Below are 13,608 nucleotides of genomic sequence, written 5' to 3' on the forward strand. Positions count from 1 at the left end.
GAGAACTTGCTAGGCCCGAGCACGTTGTGCGGAGCGCGCGGATGACGCTCACCGAACGTTCGGTTGCTCCGCTGCAGCCGCGTCATCGCCCCACGCGAGCCTTGTCTCGCGGTCGCCGAGGTCGCCGCATCGCTGAGGGTGGCGCCCGGATTCGTGCGCCGGCTGATCGCGACCGGCGAGCTCCCGGCGACCCGCCTTGGCAGGCGACTGGTCCGCATCCGGGCGGCGGACGTCGAGGCTCTCTCGACCGCGGCGGCGGCGCCCAACCAATCGGCTCCTAGGTTCGACGTCGGCCGGAGGGTGACCGGCCGGTCGCAGCACGCCTGGTCGGCACGACCGTCGATCAAGCGTGCGATCGACGCCGCTTGGGGGCCCCGCGTGTTCACCGAGCGCGTTCGAAGCTCTCTCGCCGGCCGACGCAGTCAAGTGGTCCGGTGCGTCCGGCGCCTCCGACGCCTCCGACGCCTCCGACGCGATAGCAAGGTGATCGCAGCGCCGGGCCCAGCCGCGGCGGCCGATCCGCAAGGGCCATTCGGCGACCGACGGCAGCATTCGCTTACCGCTCGGTAAGTATTCATATAGTCTGCGGGCACCGGGCCGCGAGCGAAGGAGCCGAGCCGCGTGGAGAGCATCACCAAGAACCGACAGAGCCTGACCACGCTGCGGGCGATGATCGAGCGGGCGTACGGACCGGACCAGGTCCCCACGGACGCGTCGGGCGACTGGGTGGCGGAGCTGGGGCACGGCTGGTTCAACGTGGCCTACCGCCTGACGCTGCGCGACGGACGCGACGTCGTGATGAAGATCGCCCCGCCGGCCGACGTGCCGGTGATGACCTACGAGCGCGGTGCGATGCGCATCGAGCTCGAGTCGCTGCGGATGATCACCGAGCGCACCGGCGTGCCCGTGCCGCACATCGACTTCGCCGACACGAGCCACGACCTGGTCGGCGCCGACTGGTTCGTCATGCCGTTCGTGGACGGCGACAACCTCGGCATCGTCAAGAACGATCTGCCTCCCGGCGTCGTCGCGGACTACAACGAGGAGCTCGGCGCGGCGAACCGCGAGCTCAACTCGATCCGCGGCCCGTGGTTCGGGCCCCTCGCCGGCCCGGGTGACCCGTCGTGGCGGGTCGTGTTCACCGGCATCGTCGAGGACGTGCTGCGCGACGGGGAGCTGCGCCGGGGCGACCTCGGCTGGGACTACCACGTCGTGCGCAAGACGATGGCCGAGCACGCGGACGTCCTGGACGAGGTCACCGAGCCGAGGTTCATCGAGTGGGACCTGTGGGACTCGAACGTGATGATCCGCGACGGCCAGATCGTCTGCATCATCGACCACGAGCGGGCGCTGTACGGGGACCCGCTCATGGAGGCCGGGTTCGTCGCCTCCCAGCTGCCGGGATTCGGGGACTCCACCGCGTTCATGCGCGGCTATGGCTGGCCGGAGCTGACGGCGAACGAGCGGGTCCGCCGGCGTCTGTACTGCCTGCACCTGGTCCTGATCATGGTGATCGAGACCGTCTACCGCGGCCACACCGACGCCCACCAGTACGACTGGGCCCGCACCCAGCTCGACGAGATCATGGCGCTGCTCGCTCGGCCATGACCACGACGAGCGGACAGCGCCTCGACCACACCACCGCGCTCGGGACCGAGCCGCTCGGGCGCCTGCTGTGGCACGCCCGCTCGCAGACGACCTTGTCGGTCGGCGTCTACGGCATCTACGCCCTGACCAACGCCTGGTTCGTCGCCCGAGGGGTCGGAGCGACCGCGATGGCGGCCGTCAACCTCGTCGCCCCGCTCCTGCTGTTGCTCGGCGCCGTCTCCACGGCCCTGGAGTCGGCGCCGCCTCGGTCGTCTCCCGCAGCCTCGGTCGGGGCGACACCACCACCGCCGCGCGTACGGCGGGAACGCGTTCACGGTGTTCTGGGCCGCGGCGATCCTCACCACGGTCGTCGGGCTGAGTGCGCTGGACCAGGCCTACTGCTTCTCGCCAACGGTGATGAAAGGGCGTGCCCGGCCCTTTCGTGACGTTGAGCTGGCGGGCCGCCGGATCATGCACGACGGGCCGTGGGGCTAGGCACGCCTCCGGCACTTCCGCTCGCGCAAGCGACAGCGACTGACCTCGTCGTCATGTGCACGAATACCGAGGTGCGCACATGAATCGAATGTCGGGGTTGGGTCAGTACGTGTCCAGGGACTCCTTGAGGGCCAGCAGGCACTTGTCGATGGCTATGTGGATCTCGGCGGAACGCGGATCGGCCGTCGCGGCCTGCCGTGCCTTCTTGATGCCATCGGGATAGAGGATGTTGCTCTGGATCACGTTGATCCGCTCGATCCCGTTGATCTTCTTCAGGTGAAACCCGTCGGCGTAGAGGTGCACATGCGGCTGGTCGCCCTTGCCGCAGAGATAAGACCCCCCGGTCTTGTCCGGACTGTTGGCCTTCAGCGCCTTCGCGGCCTCCGTGCGTAGGACGAGCGGGTCTTTCTGCTTGGGCGCAACCTTCGGGGCTTTCAGTCGACTGACGAGTTCCGTGATCAGGTCGCTCTGCTTCAGCTTGGCCGTGATTTCCAGGGCAGACTCCGCCACCGCTTTGTCGACCGCTGCGTCCGTCAGCGACGCCGCGAACGTTGCCTTGCTCTCGATCAGCTCGACGGAGATGGAACCGCCGGCGATCTTCAGCTGGCCGATCACCTCGTTGAGCCGCGCGAGGGTCTTCACCTCCACCGTCTCCTTCTTCTTTCCCACGGTGGTGGTCGTCATCCGTCGAATGGCGGGCGCGGTCTGCTGCTGCCCGGTGCGAGCCACCTCGTGGGCGAGCGCCGCGCCGGTCGCCGGTGCTCCGTCGAACGCGCCGACCTCGGCGTCGGCCACCCGCTCGGTCCCACGGTTCCGGCGCAGCCGGGCCAGCGCGGTCTCGGCGATCGCGTCGGCGGCCGCCTCGGCCGGGTCTGCTGCGCGCCCGATGGTCGGCGCGCCCGCGGCCGAGAGGTGCACGCCGGACCGACCTTGCACGACATGGGCGAGCTCATGGGCCAGCAGCCGCTGCCCGGCGGGAGTCTCGGGTGAATAGGTACCGTGCGTGAAATAGAGGTCCTGGCCGTGGGTGAAGGCTGTGGCCTGCAGGGAGCGCGAGATCTGGTCGGCCTGAGAATCGGCGTGCACGCGAACGCCGCTCAGGTCGGCACCCATCGCCTCGCCCATCGGACCGGCGACCGAGTCCGACAGCCGCGCACCGGCTCCGCGAAGCCGTTCCAGGGCCGACGCGGTCTCGGGCACCACGGCGGTCCCGCCCAGCGCGTCGTCGCCCTCGCTCAGGCGTCGGACCGGGTGCACGAGCCCGGAGATCGGGAACGGGGAGCGGGGACCTGCGGCGACGGACACTGCCGGCCGCGACGGGCGAGCCCGCTCGAGGGGCTCACGGCTATGGACGCGTGCGGCGCGGCTGGTCGCCATGCGATGCCCCCTGGTGTGGCGTCGCAACCCCCTGTGCTGACGCGGTGCCCAGCAGTCTCCGCCGAATCGTCCGTGGCGGCAATGGCCACCTCTAGGTCTGGAGGACGTCAGCGCTCGTACGCCCACGTGCGGTCGGTGGGCATCCGGGCGATGGCCGGTCCGATCGCGAGCGACGCGACAACGAGCGCACCGCCCGGTGTCGGACCCATCCTCTCCGAACCGCTTGGTGCACGAAGCCGGCGGGGTTCTCACGGGTATCGAGACCGACCGCGAGCCCCCTGAGACGGCCGACGTCGCGCGCCGCGCGGGGGGCACCGATGGCGGCGCTCGCCGCCGAGCCCTGGCCCGACTCGTCTACAGAGCGCCGGGCGGCCAGTCCGGGCGTGCGCCGAACCGCACGTGACCCGTGCTCGGGTCAACGGCAAGGGCGACGGGTTCCTCCCGAACCAATGATCATGGCCTCTCGGTTCGGCGTCGCCGACTGCCGGCGATCACCAGCATGACGAAGCCAGCCGTGAGTGACAGGACCGCGAGTTCGAACACTCCAGCGGGATTGGAACCGGTCGCGGACAGCACCCCGCTGCTCCCTTCGCCATCACTAGGAAGAGGGGTGACGGTGACTTCTGCCGCTGCTGTTCCAGCCCCAGGGTCCGGGTTGGGGGAGGTCGTCGTAGACGACGCGACGTTCGTCAGGACGCCCGGACCGTCAAGACGTGCCCTGACCGTGATGGTCACGGAGTCTCCGGCGGCGAGGGTGCCCAGGAGGCAGTGCACAGTCTGGCCGGTGATCGTGCAGCCAGAGTCGGCGCTCAGCGGCGCGATGCCTGCGGGCATCGGGTCGTTCACGACGACGTTCTCGGCGTCCCCCGGCCCGGCGTTGGTCACGAGCAAGGTGAATCTGACTGTGGCCCCGATCGCGGCCGAGGCCGGCGACACGGACTTCTCCAGGGTGAGCGTCGCGGGCCGCGGGTCAGCGACGACCACAGCTGATTGGGCGTTGTTCGCGAGGTTGGGGTCGAACGGTGTCGAAGCGGATCGATCCGAGGATGCGGTGTTCGTCAGGGTTCCGACAGTGTCGACCGTGGCGACGATCGTCAGGGTGTTCTGCGGCGTCGACTGCGCCGGTGGTGGCGCGATCGGTTGCACGTCGGGAATGCTCCAGACTCCGGTGACGGGGTCGTAGACACCCGCTGTCGGGGTGGCTGACACGAGGGTCAGCCCGGCGGGGAGCAGATCGGTGACGTCGACCTGGCCGGCGGGGTCGGGACCCAAGTTGGTCGCCCCGACGGTGAAGGTGACCCGGTCGCCGACATGCGATTGCGGGGTGTTGACCGACTTGGTGATCTCGATGTCCGCCTTGGGTACCTGCAGCTGGGTCGTGGCGACGTTGTTGTCGAGAACCGGGTCGAACACCACGTTGTCGTCGACGACCACCTGGTTCTGGAACCAGCCGTCGAGCACCACCTGCACGTCGACCTGCAAGACCACCGATGCGCCGTTCGCGAGAGCGCCGATGGTCCAGATTCGGGTGGTCGGGTCGAAGGTCGTCCCCGGTGGGACGGTTTCCCCGGTGATCACGGCGTGCAGCATCAGCGGGTCGTAGGCGAATGTCTGCAGGGAGTCGTTCGGGCCGTTGTTGGTGACGGTGATCGAATAGACCACGGACTGGCCGGGCCGCGCGACCGTCGGGGTCACGGATTTCTGAATGGCGAGGTCGGCGAGTCGCTGGATGTCCATGTCGACCGAGTCGCTGTTGTTCGTGGGATCGGCGTCGCTCTCGGTCAAGGAAACGAGTCCGACGGTGTTCGTGGTGTGTCCTGGGCTCGAGGCGATCGCCCGGATGACGAGGATCGCGGACTCCCCGGGCGCCAGGGTTCCCACGGTCCAGTCGCCGGTCACCGGGTCATAGGTGCCGGCGCCGGTCGCGGACACGAAGGTGAAGTTCGAGGGAAGGAGATCTCTGAGGAGGACATTGGTTGCCGTCGCGGGCGTCGTCAGCGGGTGATTCGTCGCCGTCAAAGTGAAATCGACAGTCGAACCGAGCGGAACACGAGTGGGCGGGTCACCCCGGAGGATGTTGAGCGATTTGGTGACGCCGATGTCAACCGTCGGCTGCGCGGTGGTCAGGGTCGCCGACGACGAGTTGTTGTCGGGCACCGGATCGGTCACGATGGGCGACCGGATCGTGGCCGTGTTGACCTGGGTGCCCCCGTCGATGACGGTGGCCGTGAGGACCGCCAAGAGTTCATCCCCCGGCGCCATGGTGCCGATGGTCCACGTTCCCGTCGCCAGGTCGATCGTTCCTCTGTCGACGGTGGCGGCCGTCACCGTCACGCCCGGCGGCAGCAGGTCGTCGACGGACACGTTCAGCGCGGTCTCCGGACCCAGGTTCGAAGCCTGCATCTGGTAGGTCACGGTGTCGCCGACGGTGGCGGTTTGAGGGAAGACGTTCTTGACGATGGCGAGGTCTGCGATCGGGGGGCGGACGGTGATCGAGGCGGAGTCGGAGTTGTTCGAGGGATTCCGGTCAGGTGGCGTCGAATCGCCGGTGGTGACCGCAAGGTTGGTGTAGGTGTCCACGTTGTTGCCGGAGACGACGAAGTCGCGTGTCGCGACCTGGCCCACCGCAAGGGAGCCGACCGTCCAGAGACCGGTAGCGGGGTCGTAGCTTCCGTCGCCAGACGATGCTGCGCTGTCGTAGTCGAGGGTGGCGGGCAGGGTGTCCTGCACGGCGACGTTCGACGACGGGAACGGACCGAGATTCTGCACGGTGACCCGGAATGTCGCCGGCGCCCCGATCGGAACGGTCGAGTTTCCGATCACCGTCTTCGTGACGGCGAGGTCCGCCGTCGGTACGACCGGGTTGAGCGTGACGCTCGCATTGTCGTTGGCGGAGTTGATGTCGATCTGGTCGGTTGCGGTCCGGGTGGCTGAGTTCGTGATCGCCGTCGTCGAATGCACCGACGCCGTGATCGTCAGGACGACCGATGCATTGACGGCTAGCCCACCGATCGTCCACGCCCCGGTCAACGCGTTGTACGTCGTACCCGCGGCCGGTGCCGAGGACACGTATTCGAGCCGGGTGTCCGGGCCGAAGTTGGGGATCAGATCGGTGACCACCACCCCGGTGGCTGCGCTCGGCCCGTGGTTGGTGGTCGTGAGGGTGAAGACCACGTTGCTTCCGAGCACCGGCGTCTGGTCATCCACGGTCTTGGTGATCCCGACATCGGTGGCGACCGGGATGGTCGCGGTCGCCGGCACCGAGGTGATCGTCTGACCGAGCGGTGTCGACGCCGTCACCGTCGCCGTATTGACCAGGAAACCGGCGGCGTTCAGCTGGCTCGCGGCGATCGGGTGACTGCCGGTGCAGGTCATGTCCGCGCCCGGCAACAGCTGCGGTTGCGGGCAGATCACCCCACCTGCCGCGATCCGGTTGTCGGTGACTGAGAACGTCGTGAGTGTCGATCCCCCCGTGTTTCGCACCACGAACTGGTAACCGACCTGCTGTCCGATGGAGTACGGCGGCGGGGTGACCACAGATTTCGTCAGGGTGATGGCCGTCGTGAGCGGCACGCTCACAGCTGCGGGCGGCGACACCACCGGGCCGCCCGTGCTGGTCGCTGACGCGGTCGCCGTGTTGTCCACCTGTCCCGCGGCGGCGTCAGCGGTCGTGACCGTGTACGAACCCTTGCACGTCGTCGTCGAGCCCAGCGCTGGGGCCGGTTGCAGTGTCGTCAGCAGGCAGACGATGTTCGCGCTCGGTATGAGGCTGTCAGTGATGCTCAGGCTGCTGACCGGAATGCTCCCGGCGTTGGTCACCGTGTACTGGTAGGGGATGACGGTGTTCGGGGTGATGACAGCGGGCAAGGTGCCCGCTGTGCGATCGACCTGTTTCGCGAGCTGCAGCTGGGGCAGCGGCAGAATGCTCTGGATCTGTGCCGCCCGGATGAGATGCACGTCATTGTTGCCGCCTGTCGATGCGGACAGGCCGAACTTGTAGGTCGTCGGGGTGTTCGGCGGCGCAAGAATGTTCAGCTCGGTGATCCACGGCCCGGTCGGGGTGTATCGCATCTGCACGATGACCCGCGGTATCGGGTTCGCCACCGTCACGGGCGTCACCTGAATGTTCACGCTACGCAGGGATGCGCTCAGCGTAGAAGCGCGGAGCGTGCCGGTTCCGCCGTTCAGCGTCGTTCCCGGGCTGGTCGGATTCGTCACCGGCTGGGGGACGGTCGCCCCGAGCAGGCAGTAGCCGATGAGACCCGACCCGGGCCCGCGGAGAGAGATCACGTTCGGGGCGATCGGACCGGTCGCAGTCGTCGGTGAACGCTGTCCGACAGGGCATCCGGTACCTCGCCCTTCGCCGTCGTTCCAGAAGTTCCCGTAAGCGTCCAGACCGACGCCGAGATAACCCCCGACGATTCCCGGCTCGTCGTTACGCTGCGCGTATCCGAGACTGCCCCCGAACCCTCCCGGCACCGTCAACGATGTTGACCCGTCGACGAGGAAGAAGCCGATACCGTCTGCCCCGTTACCGCCATATTGGAACTGGTCGAATGTGATGGACACGCCTGCGGTCGAGGGAATCGGCTTGTTGTACAGGATGCTGCCGCGGGCGTTTCCGCTCTGGTCGGTCAGCTGCAGGTAGCCGGGCAGGACTCCGACACCGGGAAGGATGCTGCCGCCGGCTCGGTGTGCTGAGCAGTTCGGGATGCTCGCCGAACCTGCCGGCGGGGCGCCCGTCGCCGGTGCACCGGTCAGGCAGGCGTCTCCCTGCACCGTCCAGGACGGATCAGCGACGGACGAACCGGTGAATGTCTCCCCGACGATGGTCGTCCCGCCCGTCGGAGGGTCCGCAGAAGCGGGTGGCGCGATGACAGCCAGGGCACATATGGCGACGAGGACAGCGATGAGCGATACCGCGGTCGCCTTCCCTTCGCGCACCGATTCACCGCCTTCCGCTGCCGACCTGACCCTACTCGGGCGCCACCCTTGGCGCCATGCATCAGCAGTCCCACCACAATTCTTTGTTTGACTCTTTTACGTGCCTCATTGGTCGGTTGCTCCCGCGGGTCGCGCTATTGCGCCGATGCGGGTCGGCAAACCTATTATCAGCGGTGCCGCGAGGCTCGGTTTCAGAAAGTCGCGTCTCCACGACCGAGAGCGCGGAGCTTCGGCTGCCACGGAAACGGAGCCGTCAGCTCGAGCTTGAGGTCAGCGGGAACGCTCTGCACGCGGCAGAGTGTCGCCGACCGACGCAGTCGACGAGACGGCCGAGTTCCGCAGCGACCCGATCAGCGCCAGCCGGACGAGAACCCCGCCGCGACATCGACCAGCAGCCGCGCCCCGAAGCCGGTCGCGCCCTTCGTCCGCCAGGCGTCGTCGACGTCCGACCGCATCGGCCCGGCGATGTCCAGGTGCGCCCACGGCGTGCCCTCCACCCATTCCGCCAGGAACAGCGCCGCGGTGATCGCCCCGGCGAACTCACCGCCGAGGTTCTTGATGTCCGCGACCTCGGACTCGAGCTGCTTGCGGTACCGGCGGTCGAGCGGCAGGCGCCACACCTGCTCGTCGGTCGTCGCCGCTGATGCCTCGACGAGCGCGAGCATGCCTTCGTCGTTGCCCATGACCCCGGCCGTCAGCGTGCCGAGGGCGGCGAGGCACGCCCCGGTGAGCGTCGCGATGTCGACGATCGCCTCGACCCCGTCCTCCTTCGCCAGCGCGATCGCGTCGGCCATGACCAGGCGACCCTCGGCGTCGGTGTTGACCACCTCGATCGTGCGGCCGCTGCGCGAGACGAGCACGTCGCCCAGCTTGGTCGCGCTGCCGGACGGCATGTTGTCCGTGCACGCCAGGTAGGCGCTCACGGCGGTCGGCACCTCCAACGCGGCCAGGGCCGTCATCGCCGCCAGGACCGCGCCGGCCCCGCTCATGTCCATCTTCATCGCGGCGTGCATCGCGTTCGACGGTTTGAGGCTGATGCCGCCCGAGTCGTACATGATGCCCTTGCCGACGAACCCGAGGTGCCCCGTGGGCTCCCCGGCGGGCACGTAGCGCAGCACGATCATCCGCGGCTCGACCACCGATCCAGCGTTCACCCCGAGGAGCCCCCCGCAGCCCATCGCGACCAGAGCCGCCTTGTCGTGCACCGTCACCTCGAGCCCGTGCTCCCCCGCCAGCCGGACGGCGATGTCCGCAAGGCCCGGGGCGTCGAGGTAGTCGGCGGGCGCGCTGGCCAGGTCGCGCGAGAGCGACGCCGCCCGGGCGAGCACCAGTCCGCGTTCGGCGCCCTGCCGCGCCGCGTCGGCCGACGCGTCGGCCACCAGCAGCACGATCTCTCGGACGGGCACCGCGTCGGGGTTGGTCTTGAACGCGTCGTAGCGGTACCGCCCGAGCAGGATGCCCTCGACGACCGCCTGCGCTGCAGCGCCCGGGTCGGCCCCCACGGAGGCGAGGTCGGTGACGAGCACATCATCCCGGCCCACTCCCCTCGCGAACGCGGCCGCGGCGTCGCGCAGCGCGGCGGGCGTCGGGTCGTCGCCGACCCCGGTGACGACGACGATGCCGTCCTCGCGAGGCAGCACCAGCGTCTGCCCGACGGCCCCGGTGAATCCCCACTCGGTCAGCCGGGCTCGGGTCAGCGGCACGACGTCGGGGACGTCCTTGCCGATCCCCACGGCTACACCTGCCGTTCGGGCGTTCCTCACCTCCTCGAGCGGCGCCACACTCACCGTGACGTCCGCGAGCAGGGCACGCGACGGGATCAGGTCGACGGTCATGACAGGACTCCTCTCAGGCACTTCGTTGACTCACGTGGACCAGATGACGGGGATGAGCCCGATGGCGACGACGAACCACGCCGCGGTCGTCGCCAGACCCAGCTTCCAGTAGTCGGAGAACTTGTAGCCGCCCGGGCCCATGACGATGAGGTTGGCCGGCGTCGCGATCGGCGTGAGGAACGACGCCGCCCCAGCGACCGCCACCAGCATCAGCACCGGGGCCGGCGCCACACCCGCGTCCCCCGCCATGGCCACGGCGATCGGGACGACGATGAGCACGGTCGCCGTGTTGCTCACCACCTGCCCCAGCAGCAGCGTGAGCAGGAAGATCGCGGCGAGCAGCACGCGCGGCCCGCCGTCGCCGACGAGGTCGCCCAGCCACCCCGCCACCAGGTCCGCGGCACCGCTGCTCGAGATCGCGACGGACAGCGGGATCAGCCCGCCGATGAGCACGACGGTCTGCCACGACACCGCGCGGTACGCACGGGTCGGGCTCACCACGCCGCTGGCCACCATCGCCGCGGCGCCGATCAGGCCGGCGATCGCCGCCGGGACGACCCCCGTCGCCAGCAGCGTCACCGTGACCACGAGCACCGCGATCGCACGCCAGGCCGTCGGCCCCAGCGCGACCGTCTGGCGTCGCACGAGCTCCGGGCTGTCGACGACCAGGACGTCCTGGTCGTCGGAGAGCGCCTCGACGGCTTCCCAGCTTCCGTGCACCAGCAACGAGTCGCCCTCGGCGAGCACCAGCTGGTCGCCGCCGCGGTCCTTCCCGAGCCGCCGCACGCCGAGCACCGTCACGCCCCCACGGACGACCCCAGCGAACGCGACCTCGCCGATGAGTCGGGACCGCGGCCGCACGACCACCTCGGCCACGCCGACCTCGCGACCGAGCAGCGCCTCCCGCGTCGCCCGGGTCAACGGCGTCGACGCGACCGCGAACCCGTGCTGCTCGACCATCAGCGCGATCCCGGAGCCGCTGCCCGTCACGACGACGACGTCGCCGATCGCCAGCACGTCGTCCTCCGCCGCGGGCGCCCCTGACGCGCGTTGGACGCCGATCAGCGTCACGTCCTGCGGCACGACGAGGTCGACACCTCGTCGGCCCAGGACGTCGGACCCCGCCTCGGCGCGCAGCCGGAAGAACCCCATGTCGAGCTCGTAGTGCTCCACGAGCGTCTCGACGTGCTCCGAGTAGTCCGCGGGCAGGCTCGACGGCGACCGGTCCGGCAGCAGCCGGCGCCCGCCGACCAGCGCGACGATCACCGTGACCAGGACCAGCGGCACGCCCATGAGTGCGAACTCGAAGAACCCGAACGGCGCGCCGGTCTGCGTCTTCAAGGTGTCCGCGACGATGACGTTCACCGGGCTGCCGCTCAGCACCAGCAGCGCCCCCGCGCTCGCCGCGAACGCCAGCGGCATGAGGACCTGCGACGTCGCCTGCCCGGACCGACGAGCCGCGAGCACGACGACGGGCAGCATCGCCGCGGCTGCCCCGTTCGGCGTGACGAGCGCAGCCATGACCGCTGCGAGCAGCATGAGCGCGACCAGCAGGCGGTTGCGGGCCGTCCCCGCACGCTCGATGAGCTGCTGGCCGGCCCATGCCGTCACCCCGGACGCCTCCAGCCCCTCGCTGATCACGAACAGCGTGGCGATGAAGATCACGACCGGGTCGCCGAAACCCGCGACCGCTTGCGTCGCGTCGATCAGCCCGGTCGCGTACAGCGCGAGAGCCGTCGCGATCGCGACGACGCCGACCGAGAGCCGGTTCCACACGAAGAGGCCGACGCAACCACCAAGGATCAGCAGGCTGACGGCGGCGTCAGACACGCGCACCACCCCCCGCACGCTGCCGCGGTGTCATCCGCCGATGTGCCCGGCGATGACGCTCGTCACGATCACCGACGTGATGGTGACGGTCGAGAACCCGGCGACGATCATCTTGGGCAGGATCTGCCCCTCGATCGCGGCGACCTCCTCGGGCGTCTCGCCGGCCCCACGCGCAGCCTCCTGCGACAGGATCATCGTGCCGGGGAACCCGAACAGCGAGGTCAGGCCGATCGCGATCGACATCGGGACGCTGTATCCCAGGAGCTTGCCCACCACCATCGTGAAGCCGACGATCCCGGCGATGCCGAACACGAACGCGAGCGCGAGCGGGCCGGCGAGGCTCGCGAGGTCCGACAGCTGGACAGTCGCGAGCGGCCCGAACACCAGGATGAGGATCGCGAGCATCATCAGGCCCAGCGAGTCGATCCCCGCCAGCACGGACGCCTTGAAGACGCGCGTGGTGCGCAGCGTGATGCCCAGGATCAGGGCGACGACGAAGGTGTTGAGGACGCCGTCGGTGAGGTTGTTGGCCCCGATCGCGACCAGCACGGTGAGGCCGACGACCATGAGCGTGCCCGGGGTGGTCCGCAGCGCCGCGGGGAGGCGACCGACGTCGGGCTCGACCGGCGCAGCCTCGTCGCTTGCGGCGGTCGGGTCCGCAGGGATCGCTCCGGCGGCCGGTGCACCTGCGACGTTCGCCGTGACCTCGACCAGCTTCGCGGCCCTGAGCTCCGCCTTGATCCGGGCCGCCTCCCGACGCAGGATCACCGACGACAGCGGGAAGCCGATGAGCCCCTGGAGGGCCACGATCAGCACAGGAAAGATCGCGACCGAGGTCAGCCCGACCCCCAAGGCCGCCTCCTGGATGATGAGGACGGAGATCGTCCCGCCGCTCACGGCGCCGACGCCCGCGATCACGTAGTCCAGCGGCTGCGACGCGACGGCGTCGTACGCCCCCGGCTGGTGCCCGCCTCCGAAGATCAGCCCCGCGACCAGCAGGGACACCCCGATGCCGACGACGGCCGCGACACCGATGAGCAGGGTGCGCCACTGCTTCTTGAAGTCGTCCAGGCTGATCATGGTGCCCAGGTGCACGATGATGAACCCCACCACGACCCCGGCCAGCGCCAGCAGCGACGAGGCCGACAACAGGTCGTCGGGGAACACGTTGGTGAGGAACCCGACCAGGAAGATCAGCGACGCGACGAAGAGGGACGACAGGATCGACTTGGTCTTCTTCGCGACCAGGTCGCTGACCGTCCACACAGCCATGACGACGACGAACGCGAGCACCGGATTCATCGACTACCCCTCGCCCGAGCTGTGGCCCTTGCTCCGGTGATCAAATCACACAAAGGACGCGATCCCGGCAGGTGGCGGGTGGTGGCGAGATCGTTATCGAACCGGCCGGCGGCGAGGTGCGCACCGCACGCAGCTGCGGAGGCGGTTGGCCTCTCGGACATGCTGGCCGCCATGTCGGAAAAGCTGCTTTCACCGGCGGCTCCGACTCGAGTGCTCCCCGGTAGCGGACGCCCTCCGG

At 69.2% G+C, this 13,608-nt stretch carries 7 protein-coding genes; 2 read left to right on the forward strand and 5 right to left on the reverse strand.

Annotation, left to right across the window (positions count from 1 at the left end):
* Positions 1-153: 153 nt before the first annotated feature.
* Positions 154-570 carry a hypothetical protein gene (locus ACPPVS_RS11185; RefSeq protein ID WP_426592340.1) on the forward strand — a complete coding sequence of 139 codons (417 nt, stop codon included), beginning with the start codon at positions 154-156 and terminating at the stop codon, positions 568-570.
* Between the two features lie 51 nt (positions 571-621).
* A complete protein-coding gene (locus tag ACPPVS_RS11190; RefSeq protein ID WP_426592341.1) occupies positions 622-1,608 on the forward strand; it encodes a phosphotransferase family protein in 987 nt (328 codons plus the stop codon).
* Positions 1,609-2,184: 576 nt separating this feature from the next.
* On the opposite strand, the gene ACPPVS_RS11195 is transcribed toward ACPPVS_RS11190, so the two are convergent.
* The 5 genes from ACPPVS_RS11195 to ACPPVS_RS11215 form a co-directional block, all read right to left on the reverse strand.
* Entirely contained in the window at positions 2,185-3,459 is a 1,275-nt protein-coding gene (locus ACPPVS_RS11195) for a DUF4157 domain-containing protein (RefSeq protein ID WP_426592342.1), read from the reverse strand.
* A 453-nt stretch (positions 3,460-3,912) separates the two neighbouring features.
* Positions 3,913-8,403, reverse strand: a complete 4,491-nt coding sequence (locus tag ACPPVS_RS11200; RefSeq protein WP_426592343.1) for a DUF7507 domain-containing protein — start codon at positions 8,401-8,403, stop codon at positions 3,913-3,915.
* A gap of 350 nt (positions 8,404-8,753) precedes the next feature.
* Entirely contained in the window at positions 8,754-10,238 is a 1,485-nt protein-coding gene (locus ACPPVS_RS11205) for a leucyl aminopeptidase family protein (RefSeq protein ID WP_426592344.1), read from the reverse strand.
* A gap of 30 nt (positions 10,239-10,268) precedes the next feature.
* Complete coding sequence (locus ACPPVS_RS11210) at positions 10,269-12,068, reverse strand: SLC13 family permease (protein ID WP_426592345.1); 1,800 nt, start codon at positions 12,066-12,068, stop codon at positions 10,269-10,271.
* 30 nt (positions 12,069-12,098) lie between these two features.
* A complete protein-coding gene (locus ACPPVS_RS11215; RefSeq protein WP_426592346.1) occupies positions 12,099-13,370 on the reverse strand; it encodes a hypothetical protein in 1,272 nt (423 codons plus the stop codon).
* Between the last annotated feature and the right edge of the window lie 238 nt (positions 13,371-13,608).

The organism is Cellulomonas sp. McL0617, assembly GCF_049994875.1.
Lineage (GTDB): Bacteria > Actinomycetota > Actinomycetes > Actinomycetales > Cellulomonadaceae > Cellulomonas.

Coding starts and splice junctions, on each gene's coding strand:
- ACPPVS_RS11195 (WP_426592342.1), bottom strand. CDS start 3,459: ATGGCGACCAGCCGCGCCGCACGCGTCCATAGCCGTGAGCCCCTCGAG.
- ACPPVS_RS11205 (WP_426592344.1), bottom strand. CDS start 10,238: ATGACCGTCGACCTGATCCCGTCGCGTGCCCTGCTCGCGGACGTCACG.
- ACPPVS_RS11215 (WP_426592346.1), bottom strand. CDS start 13,370: ATGAATCCGGTGCTCGCGTTCGTCGTCGTCATGGCTGTGTGGACGGTC.